We start from the raw sequence: 24526 nt of genomic DNA on the forward strand, positions 1-24526 counted from the left end.
CACACCTCCCCACCGGTTGCTACAATCTCAGCGGGCGCGCCGGGCCGCCCTCGGGGCCGGGGCCGCCCCCCCCCCCCCCCCCACCCACCCCCCCGCGCGGGGCCCCCCCCCCCCCCCGCCCCCCCCGCCCCTGCGAAACGTGTTACGCAACCAGGCTTTCGGCCGCGTAACCGTGTGCGGCCGCGACCGAAGCGGACAGCAGCACACCACCATGCGTACTGAGACCGCTCGCCAGGCCCTGATCCGCCGCCACTGCCTCGCGCCAGCCGTGCTCGGCCAGCGAAACAACGTACGGCAGCGTGGCATTGGTGAGTGCGACGGTCGAGGTGTAAGGCACCGCGCCGGGCATGTTGGCGACGCAGTAGAACACCGACTCGTGCACCCGGTAGGTCGGGTCCGCGTGCGTGGTCGGGCGCGAGTCGGCGAAGCAGCCACCCTGATCGATGGCGATATCGACGAGCACCGAACCCGGCTTCATCTGCGCGACGAGGTCGTTCGAGACCAGCGTCGGCGCCTTCGCGCCCGGCACCAGCACCGCGCCGATCACCAGATCGGCTTCGCGCACGGCTTTTTCGACTTCGAGCCGGTTGGACATGATGGTCCGCACCTGCCCTTTGTACTGCGCGTCGATCTCGCGCAGCCGGGCGATGTTCAGGTCGAGCACGGTCACCTCGGCGCGCATGCCGTGCGCGATGGCGATCGAGTTGCCGCCCGCGACACCCGCGCCGATCACGACCACGCTGGCGGGCGGGGTGCCGGGCACGCCGCCCATCAACACGCCACGGCCGCCGCCGTTGCGCATCAGGTGGTAGGCGCCTGCCTGCGGGGCCAGCCGGCCCGCGACCTCACTCATCGGGGCCAGCAGCGGCAGCGATCCGTCCCGGCCGGTGACCGTTTCGTAAGCGATCGAGGTGATGCCCGAGCTCAGCAGCGCATCGGTGCACTCCTTGGAGGCCGCCAGGTGCAGGTAGGTGAACAACACCTGCCCTTCCCGCATCCGCGCATACTCCTCGGCGACCGGCTCTTTCACCTTGAGCACCAGTTCGGCGGTGCCCCACACCTCGTCGGCGGAGTTCAGTACCCGCGCACCGGCGACGGTGTATGCCTCGTCCTCGAACGCCGACCCGCGACCGGCACCGGTCTCGATGTACACCTCGTGCCCGCGAGAGACGAGCTCGTGCACACCGGCCGGGGTGATCGCAACCCGATACTCGTGGTTCTTGACCTCGCGGGGGACCCCGATCTTCACCTGCGCTCCTGAATGTCGATGGATGTCACTGTCGATGGATGTCGATAGTCGATCCGCATAATATGGACCGTTACAGCTCAAATTATGAAGATCATGCAAGATCAGGTCTATATATATGAAGATAATTCTTCGAACTAGCCGATGCGTGGTGGAATCCTCAGAACAGATCCGCCGTGGCGGGTTCCGCCCGAAAAATGTTCGACAGCAGGCCGGAGCGAAACCGCCACAGGCTCCCGCACCATCAGCCGCGGATCGCCCACAGCCCTCCGGCACCTCGGGTATGCATCTCACCGACCGGCGTGGGGTCCGACGCACGAACGCATCGACCAACTACCCACCACTCGAGCGGTAACAAACCTCACAGTCGGTTCGCGCCTATTCCTACCTAAGATACAACTTGTGTCTAAGACGTATTCATCGGCCGAGCATGCCTACCGCGAGGTCAAGGAACGCATCCTGACCGGCGGTTTGTCCGGTGGCGAACTGATCAGCGAGGGTGAGATAGCCGCCGAGCTCGGCACGTCACGGACCCCGGTGCGCGAGGCGTTCCTGCGGCTGGAAACCGAAGGCTGGATGAAGCTCTACCCCAAGCGCGGCGCGCTCGTGGTGCCGATCCCGCCGGACGAGGCCGAGCATGTCGCCTACGCCCGCTACGTCGTCGAGGCAGCCGCCGTGCGTGCGCTGGCCGGCACCGACCGGACGGCGCTGTCGTCGCTGTTCCGTTCCTCGCTCGACCGGCAACGCGAGCTGGCCGCCGCAGGCGACCTCGACCAGTTCGCCCTGGTGGACACCGACTTCCATCGCTCGTATGTAATCGCGGCGGGCAACCCGCTGCTGGCGAGCTTCTACGACTCATTGCGCGAGCGGCAGCGCCGGATGAACAGCGTCGCGCTGCGCCGCGGGCCGATCGATATCGACCGGATCATCGAGCAGCACGCGCACCTGGCCGGCCTGATCGAAGCCGGCGAGGTGGACCGCTTCGCCACCGCATTGGCCGAGCATCTCTCCGGCGTGCACCAGCTAGAGCTACGGGGGTTGTGATGACGACGCTGACCACCGCGGCCCGGCCCACCACCCGGGCTACCCCGAAAGCCTGGTGGGGTGTCGCCGCCGCGATGTTCGCCATCGCCTGGGGCGGCAACGAATTCACCCCGCTGCTGGTGATGTACAAAAGCCACGGCCTGCCCGTCACAACGGTGGATCTGCTGCTGTTCTATTACGTGCTCGGCATCGTGCCCGCACTGTTGATCGGCGGACCGCTGTCGGACCGGTACGGCCGCCGCGCGTTGCTGCGTCCCGCCCCGCTGATCAGTGCGGCGGGCTCGCTGCTGCTGGCCTTCGGATCCGCCGCTGTGCCCGCACTTTCCGCCGGTCGGGTGCTGTGCGGGGTTGCGCTCGGACTGGCCATGGCGGTCGGCAGCAGCTGGTTGAAGGAGCTCGCGCAACCACCGTTCGGTCCCGCACTCCCCGGCGGCACCGGGGCGCGTCGCTCGGCCATGAGCCTCACCGGCGGCTTCGCGGTCGGCGCGGGCTTCGCCGGACTGCTCGCCCAGTGGGCACCGTGGCCGAACACACTCGCATATCTGATCAATGTCGCACTGTGCCTCGTCGCCGCACTATGGGTGGCGCGGGCTCCGGAAACGATAGTCCCCCACGAGAATCCGGGTCGCCTGCGCGATGACCTGAAGGTCCCTGCGGCCGGGCACCGCCGATTCCGCTGCGTGGCACTGCCGGTCGCACTGTGGTTGTTCACCTCGGCCGGCACGGCATACGCGGTCATGCCGACACTGATGGCGCCACACATCAACGGTGCACCGATCGCGTTCTCGGCACTCGTCGGAGTCATCACGCTCAGTTGCGGTTTCGCGATACAGTCCGTGGCCCGGCGGATCGACAAACCCGGCACCGCACGCGCAGCGGTCGTCTCCCTCGTCTTCGTCACCTGCGGAATGATCGCGGCGGCTTGGGCTTCCGGCGCACTCACGCTGTGGGCGACCCTCGCGACGGCCGTCATCCTCGGCGCGGGCTACGGCATCGGGATGGTCGCCGGACTCCAGGAGATCGAACGCATCGCCACTCCAGCCGATCTGGCCGGGTTGACCGCGGTGTTCTACTCGGTGAGCTATCTGGGCTTCGGCGTGCCGGCCTTGCTGTCGTTCCTGCACGAGGACGTGGGTTTCGGCTACCCGTCGATGTTCGCCGTTGCGGCGCTCGCGGCGGCAGCCAGCCTCACGCTCGTCCTCCGGAACTACCGCGCTGCCCCGCAAGCGACCTCCGAATAGGCCGACCCCGGTAGCCGAGATCGCCGGGGCCGACAGATCTGCGCGACCGCGCCCGCAAAATCAGTGGCGACAGCGACCTGCCCGTTGCTACGGTTGCCGCCGCGCTGGCAGAGCGCCTGAGAGATCGGTTTACCCGGGCTGACGGCCCACGGAAGAAAGAGTGTTTATGACCCGGACCGCGCCGAGCGCGCCTCCCCGCGTGGCGCCGAGCCGCACCGGTTCCGCCCACGCCCGCACCGCCCACAGCCGCTAAATACTCGCGAGGCGCGCTCGGCCTGCTCCTGCTGTTACTGCATCAAGCCCTCAGCAAAGGAGTAATCCGGGTGTCAGACAACACCTCTCCCGGTCCCAGCGCTTCGCTGCGTACCGACACCTTCACCTGCGTGCGCTGCGGCCTCGTCGTGGCCACGCTCGCGCCGGACAACAGCTGGCGTAACCACTGCCCGAGCTGCCTCAACTCACGGCACACCCACGACCACGTCGAGGGTGGCACCTCCGATTGCCGCGCCAGAATGGCGCCGCTCTCGATTGCCGTGCTGCGCACCGGCGAATGGGCCGTGGTGCACCGCTGCACCCGCTGTCACGAGCTGGCGCTGCACCCCGTGTGCGGCGACGACAACCAGCTCATCCTGATGCGCATGGCGGTCCGCCCGCTCGCCGAACCACCGTTCCCACTCGAAGTTTTCGGCGACCTGTAGGGAGGTGCGACATGCCACGAAGGAAACCGGCGGTCCGCCGCCCACAACGCACCAAGGACGTATTGCACGGTCGCGCAGGCGAATCCGGCGATGCGTTCCGCTGCGTCGGCTGCCGCATGGACGTGCCGATCACCGCACCGGGCACCGCACACCGCAACCACTGCCCACACTGCCTGTCCAGCCGCCACGTGGACCGGCGCGTCCCCGGCGACCGCGCCGAGCAGTGCCGTGGCCGGATGGATGCGGTGAGCATGTCCGCCCGCGACGACGGCGAATGGCAGTTGGTCCACCAGTGTCTCGCGTGCGGGGCACTGAAAGCGAACCGTATCGCGGGCGACGACAACGCCCTCGCCTTGATGCGAATCGCATTGCGCCCGTTGGCAGATCCACGTATCGGCCACCGCGCGCTACTGGCGCTGTGAATTACCCGGTGCCTACCGATCTCTCGGTAGGCACCGGAAACAGTGCGTCGCGCCCAACTATTCGACGTCGCCCGGCAATCCGGCCGCGGCCTCGGCCTCGTGAGTGTCGGCTTGGATCGCGCGCCGCACCTGAGCGGCCTCCGCGTCGAGCGCCGCGGCCTGGAGGTAAGCGGCAGTGGTTTCGGCGAGCAGCGTCGTCCACCGGGCGAGACGTTCGGTCCGGCGCAGAACTTCCCGCTCGGCCGCGGCCAGCGCCGTGTCGTCCCCGCTCGCCGCCGCCTCCACCGCGGCGGCGTGCGCCGCACGTAGCTTCTCATCGGCCCGGAATCGGAGTTCCCGGCAGTGGTCGGGGTCGAAAACCTCGGCGCGGATGTCGGCGGCTTCGCCCTCCAGTTCGGCGATTCGGCTCAGCCGTGGGTCGGCCTGATCGACCGTTTCGTCCGGGGCCCACTCCTCTTCGGCGGATTCCCAAGGGAGATCGAATGTTTCGTCGCTCAGCGCTTTACGCTGGAGAAAGCGGCGGTGGTCTTCTTCGGCCCATTCCAGGTATTCGCGGTACTCCGTCATGTCCTTGTCGGTGATCGGCCGATGCCGCGGGTGAGCTGTCATGGATATCGCGACGCTGCCGTCGGCATAGCGCAGCAGCACGGTGACCACGGTGACCGGGCGCGGTTCCGGGTTGCCGTCGACGCGCGCCATCATCACCTCGTACCGGTGTTCCTCCACCACCGTGTCGCAGGCTTGCTCGAACAGTCCGCACGCGACCTCGTAGTACTGCCCCGCGGTGCTGCCGGTCAGCGGATGCGGCTCGCCTAGTCGGCTCTCCCCCGAATCAACGGTCACCCCGTCATGGACGATCTCCCAGGTATAGCGCTCCGCGAGCTCATCGGTGCCCGCACCGAGCGGTGCCTCCGGGGTATCGGTGACGTCGTGCACAGGCCGCTCCCATCTCGTGGCGAACAGCGGACGCGGCCCGGCTTCGAATCGCCGCTCCCGCTGGCGGTTGCACGCCTATATTTCTCCTTCCGAGACCAGCACGCCAGCGGCAAATCTGGGGATTTCCGAGTGACCGGAAATCCTCCGGTGGCTCAGTCCGTCGACGGAAAGCTGAGCCGAAACAGCGCGCCGCCGCCCGGAGCGGATTCGGCGGCGACCTCGGCGCCGTGCAGAGCCGCTACCTGTTGGACAATCGCCAGGCCGAGACCGTGTCCGGGCTTCGCCCGCGCGGTGGTGGAGCGGTAGAAGCGATCGAAGATATGCGGCAGGTCCTGCGGCGGTATCCCCGGCCCGTGGTCGCGGACCGTCAATGCGTTGTGCCGCAACACAACGCGGACAACACCCTGGGCCGGGCTGAATTTGGCGGCATTGTCGAGCAGGTTGGTGATGGCGCGCACGAGCCGAGCGTGCGCGCCGCTGATGGTGACGGGTTCGAGCTCGGCGGCGAATGTCAGTGTCGGCCAGTGCCGCTCAGCGGTCCGCAGACAGTCCGCTACCAGCAGGTCGAGCCGTAGATCCTCGAAGGCTTCCGCCGCGGCGGCCGGGTCGTCGGCGCGCGCGAGGTCGATGAGATCGGTGACCAGACCGGAGAGTTCCTCGGACTGGATACGCAAGGCGGACGCCGTTTCGTCGAGTTGTTCGCCGCTGAGGCGGGCGGCCCGGCGCAGCAGATCGATATTGGTGCGCAGTGCCGTCAGCGGTGTGCGCAGTTCGTGCGAGGCGTCGGCGATCAAACGGTGCTGGGCCGCACGGGAGTTCCGCTCGGCGGTCAGCGCCTGATCGAGCTCGTCGAGCATCGTGTTGAAACTGCTTGCCAGACTGCGCAGTTCGTCGGGCCCGGTGACGGTGATGTGCTGGCGCGGGTCCCTGGTGCTCGCGATGCGCTCGGCGGCCCTGGTCACCGCGGTGACCGGCGCGACGGCCCGACGAGCGACAGCGAACCCCACCCCGACGGCGAGCAACGTCCCGACCGCCGCCGCGGCTAGCAGGGCGTAGGCGACGCGGCGAAGACTCGTATCCACGGGGTCGGCGCGCTGCGCGACCTGCACCGCACTACCGGAACGCAGTGGCGCGGTATACATCCGGAGCCGATACCCGTCCAGCCGGATATCGCTGAAGTACGCCGGTCGCGTGCCTGCCGCGACCGCGGCGGTAGCGGCGTCGACCGGCAGCGGCTGGTCCGGGTCGTGCTCGGATTCGATCCGCCCGTCCGCGCCCACCACCTGTACACAGCTGGGCGCGGTCAGGTACCGGCACGGCCCGGACGCGGTGGCCACCTCGGGGTCGGTGGTGACCGTGCGGCTGATCCGGGTGGCTTCCCGGCGCAGCCCGAGGTCGAGCGAGCGGTCGAGCTCATGCGCGACCACGGCGTAGGCCGCCACCCCCATCCCCGCCAGTGCGACCGCGATAGCGACCACGCAGAACAACGCGATACGAGCGCGCAGCGAACCGGGCAGCCTCACGGCGGGGCCAGCCGGTAGCCGATACCACGCAGGGTGTGGATCAGCCGGGGTTCGTTGTCGGCTTCCAGCTTGCGCCGCAGATACCGTATGTAGACCTCGAGCGAGTTCGACGTCGAGCCCACCCCGGCCCCCCAAACGCGGTCGATGAGCGTCTCCCGCGGCAACGCCTGGCCTTCATTGCGCAGCAGCACCTCCAGCAGCGCGAACTCGGTGCGGCTGAGTTCGACGAGCCGGGCGCCCCGGCGAACCTCGTGCGCGGTGGTATCCATGACGAGATCCGCACAGGACAGCACGGCACCGTCGTCGGGATAGGTCCGCCGGACCAGCGCGCGCACCCTGGCCAGCAGTTCGTCCAGGTCGAACGGCTTGACCAGGTAGTCGTCCGCGCCGGCGTCGAGCCCGTCCACCCGATCGGCGACCGCGTCCCGGGCGGTCAGCATCAAGATCGGCGTGCGGTCGCCCCGCGCCCGCAACTGCCTGCACGCGGTCAGCCCGTCCAGGAACGGCATCAGCACATCCAGCAGCACCACCTCCGGCTGCCACCGCTGGATCACGGCGAGTGCGGCCGCACCGTCTCCCGCGGCGCGGGTCTCGTAGCCCTCGCTGTCCATCGCGCGCACCAGCGCCGTCCGGACCGCGTCCTCGTCGTCCACCACCAACACGCGCATCTTCCGGATACTACGGATGGGATCCGCGCAGGCCGGGGACCCGCATGTCGTCTCATCGAACTCTCATCCGGCTTCGGCAACGTGCCGAGCATGAGACGTCGCAGCATCGAACTCGCCTACCGCGGGATCGCCTTCACCACCGTATTGCTGATCGCCGGCCTGACCGTCACGGCCTGCGACAGCAACGCCGACAGCACACGACCACAGCAACGCGGCGACCACGTCCTCGTACCGATCGCCGGCGGCCAGACGGAGGTGGACACCGCATCACTGGCTATCACCGGGGTCATCGACGACGGCACACGCGTCACCATCTCCGCAGGAGCGCCCGCGCTCGGCCCCGCAGGCCCGATCCGGATCACCGGCGACCTGGCCACCTGGACCTACCCCGACAGGGGCTTGACCGCCGCCGCCGACGCTGCCGACGGCCGCCTGCGTGTTGTCCTGCACAGCGACCGCGACGAACGACTCGCCTGGCCGGTCACCGGCACCGACCCCGCCGCTGCCGCCCTCCAGCTCCCCCGCGGCGAGGGACTGTCGCTCCCCGTCGACGACCCGTTCTGGAACTCCCCCGACGCCACCCTTGTCGGCAATCCCCTCGACCTGACCTCCGGACTGACCATGCCGTTCTGGGGATACCGCATCGGCGAGCGCGGCGTCAGCTACCTCGCCCCCACCGACATCGGTACCACGCTGACGGTGGACTCCGTCGATGGGAAACTCCGCGCGACAGCCGAACACGATTTCGCAGCCAGAGCCGATACCCGGGATTACACAGTCACTTTCGCCCTGACCGACGCCTCCCCGGTCGCCGCGGCCAAGGACTACCGCGCCTGGCTCAGGCAACACGGCCAGTTCCGTTCCCTGACCGACAAGATCCGGCAGAACCCCGCGATCGCGAAGCTGCTCGGCGCTTTCCACGCCTACCTCTGGGGCGACGGCCGCACCCCCGACGCGATCCGCACGATGCGCGATCTCGGCCTGACCCGCATGTGGCTCGGCTACGACGCCGGCGACGACCCGATGCCCCCCGACGCCATCGACGCCGCGAAGCAGGCCGGATACCTTGCCGGACCCTACGATTCGTACGCCAACGCCCAAGACCCGGCCACCGCCGACAACCCGAGCTCCCGCTGGCCTGACCCGCTGTGGCCGACCGGCTGCGTGCACGACGCGGACGGCAAGCCGCAGACCGGCTTCGGCGGTCGCGGCTGCTACCTCAGTTCCCAAGCACTGTCCCAGCAGCCGAGCCTGCTCGCCGACAGGTACGCAGGCATCACCGCCAACGGCGCGAACACCTACTTCCTCGACGTCGACGCCGCGGGTGAATTCTTCGACGATTACAGCCCCGACCACCCGATGAACCAGCAGCAGGACCGCACCAACCGGCTGGCCCGCATGCGCGCCCTGGCCGAGGACCGCAAGCAGGTGCTCGGCTCGGAGTCCGCAGGCGCGTGGGCGAGCTCAGTACTCGCCTACAGCCACGGCTCCCAGACGCCGGTCTCGGACCTGCTGTGGCAAGCCGAGCGCGACAAGCAATCCTGGGGCGGCTGGGCACCGGCGCGAGCTCCACGTAACTTCTTCCAGCCCGCCGAACTGCCGGCGCCGGTGGCGAAGGCCATGTTCGATCCGGCCTACCGGGTCCCGCTGTATGAAACCGTGCTGCACGACTCGGTGATCAACCTGGACCGCTGGGAACTGCCGTACTACAAACTGCCGCAACAACAAACGATGCGCGCATTGACTTCGATCTTGAACAACACCCCACTGAACCTCGTCCTGGACCAGGAGCAACTCACCACCCACAGTGCCGAAATCGCCCGCCTGCAACAGTATTTCGCACCGCTACACGAGGCAGCCGCCGCGACGCCGATGACCGACTTCCAGTGGCTCACCGCAGATCATCTGGTGCAACGCAGCACATTCGGTGACGGCACACTGACGGTCACCGCCAACTTCGGCCCCCGAGCCTACGGCGATCTGCCCGCAGGGTGCGTCGACGCTCAGCTCGGAACCGACGGCGCGCCAAGACGACTCTGCCCGGGGAGATAACTGCGCTACGGCACGACTCCAACAATGTGCCGTGGCAATAGTCCGGCTGCCGCGGAGATCACCGCGCAAGCCACGAGACCCGGTGCCCTCCGGCACCGGGTCGCACGCCCGCAGCCGACCACTACTCGCCTTCCGGCACGCCCAGCACCGACCTGCCGATCTCGCCGGCGAGCACCTCGGTCGAGTACGCCATCAGCTGGCCCGCCTCGGCGTCACGCAGGTGGCGCTGGATGGGCGACTGTTTGAGATAACCCGACGCACCGCCCACCCGCACACCCAATTGCGCGACGTCCACGGCGACCTTGTTGGCGAGATACTTCGCGCGCGACAGCTCGGGGAAGAAGCTCGGTATCCCGTTGTCCGCCTCCCACAGTGCCCGCTCGTACAGTGCGTGCGCTGCCGCCAGTTTGATCTGCACGTCGGCGACCTCGTACTGCACCCACTGCTGATGCGACAACGGCTTACCGAGGATCACCCGCGACTGCGCGTGCTGCACCAGCGCGTCCAGCGCGGCGTCGGCGATGCCGAGCGAGATGGCGGGTAGCCCGGCCTGGATGACCGCGAAATCTCCGAAACCTGGTGCCCGACCACGGTATTCGCTGCGCAGCAGCGTGTTGTCGAACGACAGCAGCTGGCTGCGTGTCGCCCGCAGGCCGAGGGTGTCCCAGATCGGGATGGTCGACACCGTCGCGTCGGGAACCACTCCGAAGAACGCAGGCGCCTCGTCGACCCGCGCGTTCACCAACAGGTACTCGGCGATCTCGCATCCGGAGACGAATCGCTTCGCCCCGGTCAGCGACCAACCGCCCGCCACCGCGACAGCATCTTGCTGAGGGTTGAGAAACCGGTTCCCGCTGGCGGGTTCGGACAGCGCGTTGGCGAAACGCTTCCCCGCGAGGAACTCCTCGGCGAAGAACGAGCCCAGTGTCTCCTTGGTGAACTCCGCGAGCGCGACACCGGCCCCCGCATGCATTGTCCAGATCGTCGCCGTCGACGGATCCGCCTTCGCCAGCACGCACACCACGTGCCCGAGCGCCGCGTAGCTCAGCCCGAGCCCGCCGACGTGTTCCGGTAACACCGCCCGATCGAGGTCGGCGTCGTGTAGCGCCGTCAGGTGCGCCACCGCGATCTCGGCCCGCTCGTCGTACTCGGCCGCGACGGCCCGAAACCCCTCCGCCAACTCGGCGACTCGGTCGAGCACCTTGCGCTCGACATCGCGGACCGGAAAAGCAAACTGGGCAGTAGTCACGAAACGCTCTCTGGTCGAAGGGGTTCGGCTGACCTGTGGTCGCCGGGCGACTCGCCGACCCAGGGTACGCAGAACCTCCGCCCGCCGAGGCGGGAACGGACAAGCCGGGCACGACCACTGCTCCGGCCCGGAATCCCCGCCTGACGTGCTACTGCGCTACCGGTTGACCGGTTCCGCTGCGGCGCAGGCCTTTATAGTCGTACCAGCGGGTGATCACCACGCCGAGCACGAGACCGATGGCCAGTCCGAGCGCCGCCATCCAGACGCCCCGGCTGAGCCCCGCCGGACCGCTCGCGTCGAAGTAGAGGATCGCGCGCACGCCGAGGAACACCTGGTGCATCGGCTCGAAGGACGCGAGCCAGCTGAAGTATTTCGGCGTCGCCTCGATCGGCACGGTGCCGCCGGAAGACGGCAGCCCGAGAATGATGAACAAGATCAGGTTGATCAGCAGGCCCGCCGATCCCACGGCCGCGAGCACGGACAGCCCGGTGACGCCGACGGCGATGATGGCCAACGCGCTGTAGAGGAAGAGCCCGAGCGGGTGGTCGACGGGCATGCCGAGCGCCTTCGCGACGAGAAGGAACACCCCCGCAACAACATTCGCGGTCACCACCATGACGCCCCATTTGATCAGCAGCGTGTGGAAGCGCGAGATCGGCGTCGGCGGGAAGTGCACGAACCACGGTCCGTACTCGGTGGGCACGAAGCCGAGTTGCGCGTCGATCATCGTGTGGATGGTCATCGAGCCGACCAGCCCGGCCAGCAAGAGCAGCAGCGCGTAGAAGAACGCCGTGAGCCCCTGCCCGGTGCCGCTGGGCAGCGGATGGAACGGTTCGGTGACGATCTGCAGCGGTTCAGCGAGCGCAACCCGGCTGGCGCCGCTCAGTTCGGGCGCGGGCGGCCCGCCGGGCGAGGGCGTCAGCTGCGCCCGCACCTGCTCGGTGAGCTGCTGGCCGACCTGCGTATTCACCTGATCGAGTGCCTGCGTACCGATCTGTGTGACGATCTCGGTCACGAACGCGCCGCTGCGCGGATTGGTCTGCAACGCGATGATCGGCCGCTCGATATCACCGGGGATCACGCTACCCACCCCGAGGATGCCCAGCCGTTTGCTGAAGTCGCTCGGGATCAGGATCGTGCCGTACACCTTGTTGTCCTGCATACGCAGCGACGCCTCGTTGGCGGAGACCACCTGCAAGTCGATCTTGTCCGCGGGCACCGCCCTTTTCAGGCCGTCGGTGACTTGATCGCCGAAGACCACCCGCCGTTGCTGCCCCGGCGCGCCGATCGTGTCGCCGACGTCCTGATTCACCAGCGCGATCGGAAAGTCGTGCATGTTCTCTTCCGGATCGACCACGTACGCCAGATACATCGTGCCGAGTAGCGCCATGAACACGCCGAGCACGGCCACCGGCAGGAGCCACATGCGCAGGCCGAGGCGGCGGTCCGAGCCGGCTGCTTCCACGCTGTCCGAAGTCACGGTGTCGGACGGTAGCAGCAGACCGCGCCACCTTCAGGGAGCTGCGCCGGACTGTTTGCTACAGGGATGCGAAGGCGGCCCACACCCCTTGCACCAGCCGAAGTCCGCGTGTCGCCCGCCCCGGCGATTCGCTGGCGATGCGCAATCAATGGCCCGCTGGCGACAGGTGCAGCCCGATCAACCTGCACAAGGTCAGCGCCCCTGCCGCCATCACTGTGCGTTACCGCCCATCACCACGACAGCGAGACCGGTAGCACTGCGCAATGCTACGGCGAACGCAGGTCGAGTCGCCGCATCACCCGATCGACCAGATCCGGCGGCACCCCCGGTTCCCGCCGCGCGGCCATCGCCTCGGTACGCCCCGCCGCCAGCACCGCCTGATTGATCCGATCGAGCTTGCGATTCAGGCCGAAACTGCCCTCGGCCGCCGCCTTCGCGTCGTCGGCCGCTTCGGGGTCGGCTCTGGCCAATCGTCTTTCGATACCGACATGCAATCGGTCGTACACCTCGTCCGGCAGGCCCTCGGCGTGCGCGACTTGTTGCAGCCGGGCGAGCTCTGCACGCAGAATCCGGGTCCACAGCTGCCGCTCCATCAACCGCTCCGCCGCGCTGTCGACTCGAACTCCCGTCGCGCGCACCACCAGCGACAGCGTCGGCCCCTGGATCAGCAGCGTGAAAAGCACCAGGGCGAAGGCGGTGAACAGGATCCCGTTGCGCCACGGGAACGCGGCTCCCGACTCGGTAGTCAGCGGCACCGCCAAGGCCAACGCCACCGTGGCCACCCCGCGCTGCCCCGCCCACCAGGTGACCATGGTCTCCCGCCAGGTATATGGCTCGTCCGCCTCTCGTCGCCGCCACCAGCGACCGAACACCGCCCACGTCCCCATCGACCAGACCAGCCGCACCCCCACGACGGCGCCGATCACCGCACCCGAGACCCCCAGGAACCGCGGCCACTCCGGGCCGACGTCGCGCAGCACGGTGGCCAACTCCAGTCCGATGAGCCCGAAAGCGACGCCGGTGACCAGCATTTCGACGATCGCCCAGAACGAGTCGCCGACCAGCCGGTAATCGCTGTCACCGAAATCGCCGGCCGCGTCGGTCAGATACAACGCGCACACCAGCACCGCGAGCACCGCCGAGCCACCCCAGGCTTCGGCCAGCCGATAGGCCGCGAACGGCAGCGCCAAACCCAGCGCCACCTGCCACGCGGCCTCGTCCAGCCGCCGCATCAACCGACTGCCGCCCCAGCCGAACACCAACCCGACCGCGACACCGACCACCGCCGACACCACGAAGTCCAGCCCCGCCGACCAGGCGGAGAACTGCCCGGTGACCACCGCCTGCACCGCGATCCCGTACAGCACGATCGCGGTGACGTCGTTGAACAGCCCCTCGCCTTCCAGCACCGCGACCAGCCGCCGCGGCAGCCCGAGCCGCCCGGCCAGCGCGCCGACGGCCACCGGGTCCGGCGGTGCCACCAGCGCGCCGAGCACGAACGCCACGGCCAGCGGCACCGCCGGATGCCACAGGTGCACAACCACCGCCACCACGACCGCGGTAGCGATCACCAGCCCGAACGCCTGCAGCGCGATCGCACTCCAGTTCTGCGCGAACGTCCGCCACGAGGTGCGCCGCGCCGCCGCGTACAGCAGCGGCGGAAGCAGCAGCGGCAGAATCAGATCCGGCGCGACCCGGACATCGGGCACCGCCGGGATCAAGGCAAGCACACAGCCGAACACCGTCATCAGCACGGCCGGGGCCACGCCGAGCCGCCGACCGAGCGGCTGGGCGAGGATCGTGCCGAACAGCACGAGAAACGGCAACTCCAGATGACTCACGCCCACGCAGTCTGCTGACCGGACCTGAGAAACGCGAGTGCGTCACCCTGAGAAACGCTAATGCGTTCGTACCTGCGCTCAGGGCTGGACGGTGCCCGCCGCGGTCTCGATGAGCTCGGTGACCGTCGCGGGCTGCGACAACGCGACCGCGTGACTACCGGCCTGCTCGACCGTGGTCGCGTTCATCCGCTTGGCCATCTCCCGCTGTCCGTCGGCCGGGATCATCCGGTCGTCCTTGGCCACCAGCGCCCAGCTCGGCAGCGACTTCCACGCCGGGGCCCCGCTGGGCTCCATGAACGAGGTCACCGCGATCGGCCGCTGCGCCGCGGCGAGCACCGCCGCCTCGTTCGCAGGCAGATCCTGAGCGAAGTTGTCGTGGAACTTGTCCGGCGCGACCGTCAGCTCCTGACCGACGCCACCACCGGGCAGCGGAAAGTCGTGCGGTACACCAATTTTGGTCGCCGGTCCACCGAACTTCGCGTCCAGCGCACCGACCGGCTCGCCCTGATCCGGCGCGAACGCCGCCACGTACACCAGCCCCGCCGCCTTCGCCGAACCCGTTGCGGCATTGGTGATCACGGCCCCACCGTAGGAGTGACCCACCAGAATCGTCTTGCCCGGCAGTCCGTCCAGCACGCTGCGGATGTAGGCCGCGTCGTAGGTGAGCCCGCGCAGCGGCACCGCCGCCGTCGTCACCTGATACCCGTCGCGCTGCAACTGCGCGGCGACCTTGCTCCAGCTCGATCCGTCGGCGAACGCACCGTGCACCAGCAGCACGCCCGGCTTGTTCACGCCCGGCGCCGGACTCGGGTCGCTGTCGGCGGAGGCGGTGCACGCCGTCGCGCTCATACCCAGCGTGAGCGCGGCGACCGTGAGTACGGCGCCGCGCCAGCCACGACCGGCCGCACGGGCGCGGGACCTGTTGTTACGCATGCTTTTTCGAACCCTTCGATAATGGGACTACGGACTCTCGCGGCGAGCAAGCTCCAAGGTAGGTGGACAATCAGGCAAAAGCTATGCTTCAGAAGCCGAGATAGTTTGCCGAAACTCCAGGAGCCTCGATCGTGTTCACCCAGGCCGAGAACCTCGACGCACTCTCGGAAATCCTGGAGACCGTCCGCCTGCACGGCGACGCGGTCGTCCGTTTCGCGCCACCGCCGCCCTTCGAGGTGACCATCCCGGACGGAATCCGCCTGCTGCACATCGTCGAACGCGGCACCATCCGGCTGCGCGTCGGCGACCGCCCACCGATCCTGCTCGGCCCTGGCGACCTGGTCCTGCTCGGCTGCGGCGACGGACACTCGCTCGAGGTCGGCACCGGCGCGACCGCGCGACCGCTGCGCGACTCCGACACCTTCCGCCTCGACACCGAACTCGCCGACCCCGAAGCGCCACGCTGGGTCACCGGAACGTTCGCGGTCCAGGAGGCCATCGCCGCTCCACTGCTATCGGTGCTGCCCCCGGCGATCCACATTCCCGCGAGCCCCGGCGACCGGCCGTGGCTCGCGGCCATCCTGCCGGTGCTGCTCATCGAGGTGACCAACCCCAATCCCGGTGCCGCGGTGATGATCTCGCGTGTCCTCGATCTGCTGTTCATCCATACCTTGCGCGCCTGGTTCGCGAGCAACGACGCTCAACCCGGCTGGCTCACCGCGGCCATGGACCCGGCGCTGGGACCGGTCCTGGCCGCCATCCACCGCGACCCGAGCAAGCCGTGGACCGTCAGCACGCTGGCAGGCGAAGCCAGAATGTCCCGTTCGGCCTTCGCCGAGCGCTTCACCCGGCTGCTCGGGCGAGCCCCCTCGGCCTACGTCACCGAGCGCCGCCTCGACCGCGCCGCCGAACTGTTGCGCTCCACCACCGACCCGGTGTCGCGGATCGCCGCCGACGTGGGTTACACCTCCGATGCCGCGTTCAGCCGCGCCTTCCACCGCCGCTACGGCGACGCCCCGCAACGCTGGCGCAAGCTGACAGCGCGGTGAACGAGTTGTCCGGTGGACGTCCGGTCGATCGCCGTTTGGGGTGCGCCGCACTGCGGCAATCTGGTGCTTACGACGCAGTTCCGACGAGGTGGTGAAAGGAGAGTCCGATGATTATCGGGATGGTCAGCCACTGGGTACGTGTGATGCTAGACGTGATCGGTATCTGACCCGGCAACTCGAGCACGTACTACTGCGGAGACCCGCGAGACCGCCCGGTCTCGCGGTGTTCTCCGCCCCTTCGCGACACGCGTACGACCTCGAATGATGGGTATTCCCCCGCCATGGACGCAGCCGCGGCGACAGTCGGCGTCGAAGAGGAATTCCTGCTCGCCGATCCCGAAACCGGTGCGCCCGCCGCGAAGAACGTCGAGGTCGCACGAACCGCGGCCGAACTCGGCATCGATCTGCAACTCGAGCTCACCCGCTGCCAGGTGGAGACCAGCACCAAGGTGCACACCGACTCGGCCGAACTCGCCAAGGAACTACGCGACCTGCGTTGTGGCGTCGCCGCCTGTGCGGAGAAGAACAGCGCCCGACTGCTCGCCGTCGCCATTCCGCCGACGGTTCCGTACAAGTTCCCGGTCACCGACACCCCGCGCTACCAGCGGATCGCCGACTCGTTCGGCATGCTCGCCCATGAGCAAGGCCTGTGCGGTTGCCATGTCCATGTAGCAGTACCCGACCGCGACACCGCCTTGCAGGTCAGCAATTTCCTGCGCCCGTGGTTGCCGCTGCTACTGGCGCTCACCGCGAATTCGGCCATCTATCGCGGCGCCGACACCGGCTTCGCCAGTTGGCGCAGCATCCTGTGGCGGCGCTGGCCGAGCGCGGGCCCACCTCCCTATTTCGAGTCGGCCCGCGACTACGACGCCATGGTCGCCATCATGCTGTCCAGCGGCAGCATCCTCGACAAGAAGATGGTCTATTGGGACGTCCGCCCCTCGTCCACCTTCCCCACCGTAGAGATCCGCGTCAGCGACGTGCCCGCCACGACCGAGGAGACCGTCCTGCTCGCCACGCTGGTGCGGGCGGCGGTGCTGACCGCACGAATATCGTTGGCCCAGCACCGATCCGCGCCGGCGGTCAGCGCCGAGATGCTGCGCGCGGCCTACTGGAAGGCGGCCCGCACCGGACTCGACGGCGACCTGCTCGACCCGATGTGCGGCCGCATCGTGCCCGCCCGCGATCTCATCGCCGAGCTCGTCGACTACGTCGGTCCCGCACTCGACGAACTCGGCGATCGGCAGCTGGTCACCGACTCCCTCGCCGCCGTCCTCGCCCGAGGCAACGGAGCGATCCGGCAGCTCAACGCTTTTCGCAAGCGTCGCGACGTCGGCGATGTGGTGGCCGAGCTGGCGTCGGCAACGTTGGCAGGGTGCCGCTGACCCGCACGGGCTACAGCCACATGAGACAGAAGATGTGCCCCACCGGGTCGGCGTAGACCCGGAACTGGTCATTGTCGTTGGGCTGCACCAGTTCAGCGCCCAGCGCGAGCGCCTTCGGCTCGGCCGTCTCGATATCGTCGACCAGGACATCGAAGTGGATCTGTTGCGACGCTTCGGGATCCGGGAAGCGCGGCGGCTTGTACTCCGGTGCGCGCTGGAAGACGATCCGCCTGCCCTCGTTGTCGACGGTGACGACCCACGAGTCGTCCTCGTCGCCGGTCAGTTCGAGGCCGAGCAGGCCGATATAGAACTCCGCGAGCTTGCGCGGTTCCGGGCAGTCCAGCACCACACTGCGCAGGCGGCCGACGAAACTGTCTGAACTCATGGATGACCTCCTTGGAATCGGGACCTTGATCGCCTACCCGCCGCCCAGGCAAGCAAACGTCCGGCGATACCTCCGCAACCAGCCGCCGAATGAAACACGTTGTGGTCAAATACAATTCGCCGCCGAAGCGCACACCCCGCCATACCCGGACTCCTACGATGAGACCCGACAAACAGCATCGGACGAGGGGGCACGACATGACCGACCTGACGCACGTCATCGACCAATCCAAGCCGAGTATCGCCCGGGTGTACGACTACCTACTCGACGGCAAGGACAACTTCGCCGCAGACCGCGCGATCGGCGATCACTTCAAGAACAACCTGCCCGGCTCGGTGGCCATCGCCTTCACCAACCGGCAGGCCCTCGTCCGCGCCGTGCGCGACATCGCCCGCGACGGCGTGCGCCAGTTCATCGACCTCGGCAGCGGCCTGCCCACCGCGGACAACGTGCATCAGGTCGCGCACCGCTACGCACCCGGCGCCAGGGTGGTCTACGTCGACAACGACCCCATCGTCCTCGCGCACGGCCGCGCCCTGCTGGCCACCGACGCCGACACGACCGTCTTCCAGGCCGACCTGCGCGACCCACAATCCATCCGGGAGCACGCCGAGGTAGTCCGCATGATCGATTTCGACCGGCCCGTCGCCGTCGTCTTCAGCGCCATCCTGCACCACCTCAACGACGACGAGGACCCGGGCGCCGTGGTGCGCTACTGGTCCGAGCAGCTGACGCCGGGCAGCCTGGTCTACATCTCGCACTTCCGCTCGGGCGGCAACCGGGAGACCGCCGTCGCCGAGGAGAAGCTCCAGTCGACCTTCGGGCGCGGCCGCTGGCGGACCGACCAGGAGATCGAGGCCCTGTTCGGCGACCTCGAAATCCTCGACCCCGGCATCGTGCCCTGTGCGCACTGGCGACCGGATCTGGTGCCGGTCGATGCACCGGCACCGGACCGTGCGCTGTCGGTCTGGGAGCAGCTGATCGTCACCGGCTTGGCGCGCAAAGCCTAGGCGCGACCACGACACCCCGCACTCGAATAACGTTGCGCGGCTCGGCTACTCCGCAGGCTCCAGGATCACCGGCAGCTTGCCGTGACCGTTGGAGATGAAGCTCGCCACGGCGCCCAGCTCAGCCGGGTCCGCCGCCAACCGCATGTTCGGGAAGCGCGCGAAGAGCGCGGGCAGCGCGATCGCGGCCTCCAGCCGGGCCAGCGGCGCGCCGAGGCAATGATGCACGCCGTGCCCGAAGGCCAAGTGGTCCTTGGTCGCCCGGGTCACGTCGAACTCGTCGGCGGTCTCCCCGTGCACCTTCGGATCCCGGTTGGCCGCCGCGTACGCGGGCAGGATCGGTTCACCCTTGGCGATCCGCACACCCTCGATCTCGATGTCGTCGACCGCGAACCGCAGCGGCAGATGCGCGACCGGCGCCTCGAATCGCAGCGACTCCTCGATCAGATCCGACCAGCCGACCTTGCCCGCGAGCACCGTCGACCGCTGCTCCGGCCGGGTCACCATCGCGTAGATCGACTGGTCGAGCAGGTTGACCGTGGTCTCGTGGCCCGCGCTGATCACCAGCAGCAGCGTGTCGATGAGCTCCTGCTCGGTGAGCTGGGAACCGTCGTCCTCGTCGCGATGCGAGACCAGCAGACTGGTCATATCGTCGCTCGGGTTCTCTCGCCGGTAGGCCACCAGCTCGGCGAGGATGCGGTACATCTCCATGTAGTTGGCCTGCGACTCCTCCGGAGTCAGCGAGGTGTCGAAGATGCCGTCGACGCACTTGCGCAGGCCCGGGTTCAGCGTCTCCGGCACGCCCATCAGCTCGGAGATGACCTCGATCGGCACCGGATACGCGAAACCTTCCCGCAGATCGACCACTTCACCCGCGGGCAGCGCCGCCAGCTCGGCGATCAGCCGCTCCACGATCCGGGTGATCCGCGGCCGCATCGCCTCGGTGCGCCGGTGCGTGAACGCGGGCGCCACCAGCTTGCGCAGCCGCCGATGGTCGGCGCCGTAGGCGGTGAACATGTTGTTCACCGCCACCCAGAGGAACAGCGGCCAGTCCTGCGGCACTTCACCTTTGGCGAAGGCAGGCCAGTGCTGCCTGGCGTCTTTGGACACTTTCGGATCGACGAGCAGCCGCTTGAGCAGGTCGGCGTCGGTGATCGACCACGCGCGCACGCCGCCGGGCAGCTCGACCAGGGTCGCCGGTCCACGCTCGCGCAGCCGGGCGGACTCGCCCTGGATGTCGGTGCCGGTCGGGTCAAGGACTAGCGGCTCGGTGTCCATCGGGGGTCCTCCTAAAACACGTTCAACGGTGGTGACCTAGGGAAGACTACCGGCAGGGAGACCAGCGCCCGATGGAAAGGACCTGGCCGCCAAGACAATTCGTCGGCGGGAACGGCGAGGCCCAATTCGGGCAGTGCGTCGAGGAGTTGGTCGATGGCGTCCTGCACGATCAGGTAGGCCATCGACCTGGCGGGACAGGAGTGCGGCCCGACACTCCAGGCCAGGTGCGAGCGGTTGTCGACGTATTCGCCGACGCTGATGGACGGATCGTTGTTGCAGCCGGACATACTGATCACGACCGGCTGGTGCGCGGGCAGCCAGACACCGTCGATCAAGATCGGCTGCCGCGGGTAGGACACGCAGTAGTTCGCCATGGGCGGGTCGGTGAACAGCACCTCGTCGAGGGCGTCGCGGGTCGAAAGGCTGCCGCCGAGTACGTTTCCCGCGAACCGGTCGTCGGTGAGCATCAGCAGCAGCGTGTTCACAATCAGGTTCTGCTGCGGCTCGATCCCCGCCCCGTACAACGTGACCAGTTGGTGGATCATCTCCACGTCGTCGAGCTTGGCGGGGTGCGCGAGTAGTCGAGAGGTGATGTCGTCGCCCGGCTCCCTGCGCTTCGTGGTGACCAGTTCGAACAGCGCGTCGGTGAGCATCGCATTGCCCTTGTCCGCGTTGACGCCCTCGAAGATCGCGGCCATCCCGGTCGCGACCTGCTGGCCGATGTCCGGCGGGCAACCGAGCGTGGCGTTGAGCACCGCGAAGGTGAGCGGAAAAGCGTACTGGCTGATCAGGTCCGCGGCACCGTCCTGACAGAACGCGTTGATCAGCGGGATCGCGATCCGCTCGACGGTGGCGTGCAGACTGTGCAGATCGACGCCGGCGATGGCGGCCACGTTGGCCTGCCGGTAGCGCTCGTGTTCCAGGCCCGCGCTGCGCAGCGCGTTCGGCCGCCACTCCAGCATCGGCAGGATGGGGCACTCCCCGGCCACCCCCTTCTGCCAGGTGCGCGGGTCGGCCGGAAAATGCTCGGGATCGTTGAGGATGCGTAACGCGGTGTGGTAACCGATCACCAGCGTGGCGGGTACGTCGGGCGAGAGACTCACCGGCACCAGCGAGCCGTACTGGCGGCGCATCTCGCGGTAGGCGCGGTGCGGGTCGGCGGCGAACTCTTCGGAGTACAGCGAAACCCGGGGACCATCGGTGTCGATCGGTGAACCGTGTAGGACCGGGCAGGAACGCGAGGACGTGCTCAAAGACGTGACTCCTGACGATAGAACAGGAATTCGACGAGCGTGATCAGCGACCGTAAGCAGGTGCCTCGATCACGCGCGTCCAGAGAAGTGAGCGGGGTGTCGGGCGTCAAGTCCAGTGCGTCACGGACCTCGCCGAGCGGAAAGTGCTTGGCACCTTCGAACTGGTTGACCGCCACCGAATACGGCACCCCGCGCTCCTCGAGCACCGAGAGCACCTCGTCGGACTTCTCGATGCGCCTGGTGTCGACCAGCACCAGCGCGCCGAGCGCACCCCGGGCCAGCTCTTCCCACAGCGGTACGAACCGCTGCTGGCCCGGCGTGCCGAACAGATAGAGCGCGAGCTGCGGATTCAGCGTGATGCGACCGAAATCCATCGCGACGGTGGTCTGAGATTTACCGGGCAGGCCCATCATGTCGTCGACGCCGACGCTGGCCTCGGTGATCGTCTCCTCCGTGCGCAGCGGCTCGATCTCCGAGACGCTGCTCACGAAGGTGGTCTTGCCGACACCGAAATTGCCTGCCACCAACAGCTTTACGGAACGGGTAACGGTCTCCGGCACATAGTCGACTGTTCGATCAGACGGCGAGAGCACGGAGCCCATTAAGTACCTCCTCGAGCAGAGCGATCTCCGGCAGGTTTTCCGCCGGGGTAGGTGTGACCAGGTGTCCGCCGTCCATCAGATCGGCCGCGACGATCTTCACGACGGACGGCGGCAGGTCGAGGTACGCGGCGATCTCGGCGATCGATAGCGTGCCCCTGCGGCTACAGAGATTCATGACCCGGCGTGCATCGGGCGCGACACCGGGTGACGGGTCCTTTGCGGCACGGACCAATGTGACCAGGTCCAACTCGCGGGTGGGACGCGTACGTCCCCCGGTGCGCACGTATGCCCGAACCAAATCGGGATCACGCCGGGACCGTGGTGTCATGGCAATTCGCCACCATCGACTCGCCTGCGCGGCTGGCTGCCCAGCTCGTGCCCGACCCGACCCGCGAGTTCGTTCATCCGGTGTGCGATGAGCGCCACGTCGATCTCCGGGGTGGTCGCCACCCCGAGCAGCGCGCCGTCACCGGCGGCGGTGATCAGGATCATGCCCTGGTCGTACTCGGTCATGTTCTGCCGCACACCGTTGTCGCCCTCGCCGCAGAACTCCCCGAGGGCCTTACCCAGTGACCGCAGGCCCGACGCGGCCGCGGAGAAACGCTCCGCCTGGTCGCGCTCGATGCCGGCCGAGTGCGCGATCCTTAACCCGTCTTCGGATAGCAGTACCGCGAATCTGACGCCCGGGACATTGAGGTCTTCGAGTAGCCAGCCCAGCTTGTTGCTGCTGTCGGTCACGGGTGTGGCCATCAGGGTGTCATCCCTTCCGTGTGATCGGAGTTATCGGACTGATCGGTGGCGGCTGCGCGGCCGCTCTTGGAACCCGTGTGCCAGGCTGCGGCGACATCGGGCCGGGCTAGGCCTGGTTCGGTGCGCGGCCCGACCGGGGCGAGCGCGACCGTCCGGCGGCGCCGCTTCGGTAAGCCGCCGCTGGTGATCTCGTGCACGGCGAATGGCTCACTCTCACTGGGCTCTTCGCTCTGCGGTGCGCTGTGCGCGGGGCTCGCGGTGACCGCAGCGGGAACGGGTTCGGCGGGGACCTCGACCTCGCGCGCGGGCGTGGCATCCTGGCCGGGCTGCGGGGTCATCAGCAGGGCCTCGGGGATGTAGACCATCGCACGCATGCCGCCGTACACGTTCGGGCCGTCGATGTAGACGGTGAAGCCGTAACGACGGGCCAAGGCGGCGATGCCGGGGAAGCCGACCTTCGGCGCCGGGCCGAGCTGGTGGATGTCGACCGAGCGCTCGTGCGCGAGCACCTGCCTGGCCTCCTCCATCTGCTCGGCGTTCATCCGCACGCCCGCGTCGTCGATGATCACGGTGACGCCGTGGTGCCCCTCCTGGAAGGTGACGTCCACGAAAGACGTTGGCGGGGAGTAGCGCAGCGCGTTGTCCAGCAGGGTGGCCAGCGTGTGCACGAGCGGCTCCACCGCACGGCTGATGACCACCCGGTCGAGCTGGCCGGGGCGCACCCGTAGATAGTCGCGGACGCGGCCGACCGCGCCACCGACGACGTCGGTGAGCGACTGGGCGGGCCAGCGCCTACCGGGCAGGCCACCGCAGACGATCACGTAGGACTGCGCCTGCCGGATCATCTGCTGCACGGTGTGGTCGATGCGCGTGAGGGTTTCGTACACCTCGTCCTTGCGGTGCTCGCGCAGCGCGGCGCTGACCACCTGGCTGACGTCGGCGCCGAGACTGACCACCGACGTGCCGAACGAGCGCACGGCCGCACTGGTCGCCTGTCTCGACGCGTTGGACACCTCGGTGCGCACCGCCTCCTCGGCGGCCTTGATCGCCTGCTGCGCCTCGTGGTTCGCGTGTTCCCTGGTCTCGGACCGCAATAGGCTCAGGTCGTCGGCGTAACGCTCGGCGATCCACCGCAAGACCTGCGCGATGCGCGAGTTCTCCAGGCCCGGCGGCACTTCGACCGTAGGGGCTGGGCTGTCGAAACGTCTGATCGACTCGGCTACCGACGGCATCGTGGTCGTCGCGAAGCGTTCGACGGCTTCTTCGGCGGCTCGTTGCTCTCTACTGAGTGCTTCGGCTCTGGTTCGCTGCTGTTTGGCGTAATGCACTGCGTACAACGCCACCGCTGTCACCACTACGAGAGCGGCGGCGAGGACCCATGAAAGCACCACGGCGATATCTTGATTCATCAGTTCTTTCGTCGTCGATTGGCGCCGAGGAATCGACTGTCGGTCATGGTGGTTCGTCTCGCCTTCCTCGCGACG

The 24526-nt window shown here is 68.0% G+C and carries 23 protein-coding genes; 8 read left to right on the top strand and 15 right to left on the bottom strand.

Annotated elements, in window-relative coordinates; translation table 11 throughout:
• Positions 1–142: 142 nt before the first annotated feature.
• Positions 143–1249 (bottom strand): alanine dehydrogenase, encoded by a 1107-nt coding sequence (gene ald, locus ACIHA7_RS31655; RefSeq protein WP_397294595.1) that lies wholly within the window; start codon positions 1247–1249, stop codon positions 143–145.
• A gap of 399 nt (positions 1250–1648) precedes the next feature.
• Between ald and ACIHA7_RS31660 the strand changes: the two genes are divergently transcribed.
• The 4 genes from ACIHA7_RS31660 to ACIHA7_RS31675 all read left to right on the top strand — a co-directional run bounded on the left by ACIHA7_RS31660 (position 1649) and on the right by ACIHA7_RS31675 (position 4651).
• A complete protein-coding gene (locus ACIHA7_RS31660) occupies positions 1649–2290 on the top strand; it encodes a GntR family transcriptional regulator (protein ID WP_397294597.1) in 642 nt (213 codons plus the stop codon).
• Positions 2290–3531: an MFS transporter gene (locus ACIHA7_RS31665; RefSeq protein WP_397294598.1), complete on the top strand. Its 1242-nt coding sequence runs from the start codon at positions 2290–2292 to the stop codon at positions 3529–3531. Before ACIHA7_RS31660 ends, ACIHA7_RS31665 begins: the two co-directional genes overlap by 1 nt.
• Before the next feature lie 323 nt (positions 3532–3854).
• A complete protein-coding gene (locus ACIHA7_RS31670; protein ID WP_397294600.1) occupies positions 3855–4229 on the top strand; it encodes an RNHCP domain-containing protein in 375 nt (124 codons plus the stop codon).
• A gap of 11 nt (positions 4230–4240) precedes the next feature.
• Positions 4241–4651, top strand: a complete 411-nt coding sequence (locus ACIHA7_RS31675; RefSeq protein ID WP_397294602.1) for an RNHCP domain-containing protein — start codon at positions 4241–4243, stop codon at positions 4649–4651.
• A 57-nt stretch (positions 4652–4708) separates the two neighbouring features.
• Here the strand turns inward: ACIHA7_RS31675 and ACIHA7_RS31680 are convergent, their stop codons facing one another.
• From ACIHA7_RS31680 to ACIHA7_RS31690, 3 genes are all read right to left on the bottom strand, one after another.
• On the bottom strand, positions 4709–5587 hold the full coding sequence (locus tag ACIHA7_RS31680; RefSeq protein WP_397294603.1) for a hypothetical protein: 879 nt from the start codon (positions 5585–5587) through the stop codon (positions 4709–4711).
• Positions 5588–5739: 152 nt separating this feature from the next.
• Positions 5740–7110 (bottom strand): ATP-binding protein, encoded by a 1371-nt coding sequence (locus tag ACIHA7_RS31685; protein ID WP_397294604.1) that lies wholly within the window; start codon positions 7108–7110, stop codon positions 5740–5742.
• Complete coding sequence (locus ACIHA7_RS31690; protein WP_397294605.1) at positions 7107–7778, bottom strand: response regulator transcription factor; 672 nt, start codon at positions 7776–7778, stop codon at positions 7107–7109. The genes ACIHA7_RS31685 and ACIHA7_RS31690 overlap by 4 nt, the downstream gene beginning before the upstream one ends.
• A 90-nt stretch (positions 7779–7868) precedes the next feature.
• Here ACIHA7_RS31690 and ACIHA7_RS31695 point away from each other — a divergent pair, with 90 nt between their 5' ends.
• Positions 7869–9830 carry a glycoside hydrolase gene (locus tag ACIHA7_RS31695; protein ID WP_397294607.1) on the top strand — a complete coding sequence of 654 codons (1962 nt, stop codon included), beginning with the start codon at positions 7869–7871 and terminating at the stop codon, positions 9828–9830.
• Between the two features lie 121 nt (positions 9831–9951).
• Here ACIHA7_RS31695 and ACIHA7_RS31700 read toward each other — a convergent pair whose 3' ends face one another.
• From ACIHA7_RS31700 to ACIHA7_RS31715, 4 genes are all read right to left on the bottom strand, one after another.
• Positions 9952–11079: an acyl-CoA dehydrogenase family protein gene (locus ACIHA7_RS31700; RefSeq protein WP_397294609.1), complete on the bottom strand. Its 1128-nt coding sequence runs from the start codon at positions 11077–11079 to the stop codon at positions 9952–9954.
• 148 nt (positions 11080–11227) lie between these two features.
• Positions 11228–12505 carry an ABC transporter permease gene (locus ACIHA7_RS31705; RefSeq protein WP_397295531.1) on the bottom strand — a complete coding sequence of 426 codons (1278 nt, stop codon included), beginning with the start codon at positions 12503–12505 and terminating at the stop codon, positions 11228–11230.
• A 320-nt stretch (positions 12506–12825) separates the two neighbouring features.
• The gene (locus ACIHA7_RS31710; RefSeq protein ID WP_397294611.1) at positions 12826–14400 is read right to left on the bottom strand and encodes a Na+/H+ antiporter; all 1575 of its coding nucleotides are present in this window, start codon (positions 14398–14400) and stop codon (positions 12826–12828) included.
• Between the two features lie 78 nt (positions 14401–14478).
• Complete coding sequence (locus ACIHA7_RS31715; protein WP_397294612.1) at positions 14479–15333, bottom strand: alpha/beta fold hydrolase; 855 nt, start codon at positions 15331–15333, stop codon at positions 14479–14481.
• Between the two features lie 131 nt (positions 15334–15464).
• Here ACIHA7_RS31715 and ACIHA7_RS31720 point away from each other — a divergent pair, with 131 nt between their 5' ends.
• Together ACIHA7_RS31720 and ACIHA7_RS31725 are read left to right on the top strand one after the other, a co-directional pair.
• Complete coding sequence (locus ACIHA7_RS31720) at positions 15465–16382, top strand: cupin domain-containing protein (protein WP_397294614.1); 918 nt, start codon at positions 15465–15467, stop codon at positions 16380–16382.
• Between the two features lie 281 nt (positions 16383–16663).
• Positions 16664–17767 carry a glutamate--cysteine ligase gene (locus ACIHA7_RS31725; RefSeq protein ID WP_397294615.1) on the top strand — a complete coding sequence of 368 codons (1104 nt, stop codon included), beginning with the start codon at positions 16664–16666 and terminating at the stop codon, positions 17765–17767.
• A gap of 10 nt (positions 17768–17777) precedes the next feature.
• Here the strand turns inward: ACIHA7_RS31725 and ACIHA7_RS31730 are convergent, their stop codons facing one another.
• On the bottom strand, positions 17778–18152 hold the full coding sequence (locus tag ACIHA7_RS31730) for a VOC family protein (RefSeq protein ID WP_397294616.1): 375 nt from the start codon (positions 18150–18152) through the stop codon (positions 17778–17780).
• A gap of 197 nt (positions 18153–18349) precedes the next feature.
• Between ACIHA7_RS31730 and ACIHA7_RS31735 the strand changes: the two genes are divergently transcribed.
• Complete coding sequence (locus tag ACIHA7_RS31735) at positions 18350–19162, top strand: SAM-dependent methyltransferase (RefSeq protein ID WP_397294618.1); 813 nt, start codon at positions 18350–18352, stop codon at positions 19160–19162.
• A gap of 45 nt (positions 19163–19207) precedes the next feature.
• On the opposite strand, the gene ACIHA7_RS31740 is transcribed toward ACIHA7_RS31735, so the two are convergent.
• The 6 genes from ACIHA7_RS31740 to ACIHA7_RS31765 are packed head-to-tail and all read right to left on the bottom strand — an operon-like array spanning position 19208 to position 24433.
• Positions 19208–20437 (bottom strand): cytochrome P450, encoded by a 1230-nt coding sequence (locus tag ACIHA7_RS31740; protein WP_397294620.1) that lies wholly within the window; start codon positions 20435–20437, stop codon positions 19208–19210.
• 11 nt (positions 20438–20448) lie between these two features.
• Positions 20449–21690, bottom strand: coding sequence for a cytochrome P450 (locus ACIHA7_RS31745; protein ID WP_397294623.1), 1242 nt, complete (start codon positions 21688–21690; stop codon positions 20449–20451).
• Positions 21687–22292 carry a GTP-binding protein gene (locus ACIHA7_RS31750; protein ID WP_397294625.1) on the bottom strand — a complete coding sequence of 202 codons (606 nt, stop codon included), beginning with the start codon at positions 22290–22292 and terminating at the stop codon, positions 21687–21689. Before ACIHA7_RS31750 ends, ACIHA7_RS31745 begins: the two co-directional genes overlap by 4 nt.
• The gene (locus ACIHA7_RS31755; protein WP_397294627.1) at positions 22267–22620 is read right to left on the bottom strand and encodes a DUF742 domain-containing protein; all 354 of its coding nucleotides are present in this window, start codon (positions 22618–22620) and stop codon (positions 22267–22269) included. The genes ACIHA7_RS31750 and ACIHA7_RS31755 overlap by 26 nt, the downstream gene beginning before the upstream one ends.
• Entirely contained in the window at positions 22617–23042 is a 426-nt protein-coding gene (locus ACIHA7_RS31760; RefSeq protein WP_135236777.1) for a roadblock/LC7 domain-containing protein, read from the bottom strand. Before ACIHA7_RS31760 ends, ACIHA7_RS31755 begins: the two co-directional genes overlap by 4 nt.
• Positions 23042–24433 carry a sensor histidine kinase gene (locus tag ACIHA7_RS31765; protein WP_397294630.1) on the bottom strand — a complete coding sequence of 464 codons (1392 nt, stop codon included), beginning with the start codon at positions 24431–24433 and terminating at the stop codon, positions 23042–23044. The genes ACIHA7_RS31760 and ACIHA7_RS31765 overlap by 1 nt, the downstream gene beginning before the upstream one ends.
• Between the last annotated feature and the right edge of the window lie 93 nt (positions 24434–24526).

The sequence above is a fragment of the Nocardia sp. NPDC052316 genome (genome assembly GCF_044547795.1).
Classification (GTDB): Bacteria; Actinomycetota; Actinomycetes; order Mycobacteriales; family Mycobacteriaceae; genus Nocardia.